The sequence below is a fragment of the Aquiflexum sp. TKW24L genome (genome assembly GCF_023502205.1).
GTDB lineage: Bacteria > Bacteroidota > Bacteroidia > Cytophagales > Cyclobacteriaceae > Cognataquiflexum.
On the sequence record NZ_JAMFLG010000109.1, the window covers coordinates 1 to 300 of the forward strand.

Annotated in this window: 1 protein-coding gene; it reads left to right on the plus strand. The window is 48.3% G+C overall.

The window, feature by feature from the left end; all coding sequences use genetic code 11:
• On the plus strand, positions 1–300 hold a 300-nt coding region (locus M3O96_RS21985), incomplete at both ends, for a fibronectin type III domain-containing protein (protein ID WP_249725509.1).

Here is a 300-nt window from a genome sequence, read left to right on the forward strand (position 1 = left end):
GTAGACCAAAATGTAGGAGCATCATTAAGCTATAATCCCACAGGACTCGAAATCGGTACCACATATTTCTGGAGGGTCCGCGCTTACAATCCTGAGGGCAATTCCGAATGGTCTGAAGTCCGCAACTTCTCAAAAATACCGACTCCATCCTTATCCTTAGGTATGGTGGGCCACTGGCAGATGGAAGAAGGCGGTGGCAATACACTTATTGACGGTTCAGGAAACAACAACAATGGGGTATTGCAGAACACCTCTAACGTTACTTGGATCGATGGGGTCATCGGATTGGCGCTGCACCTG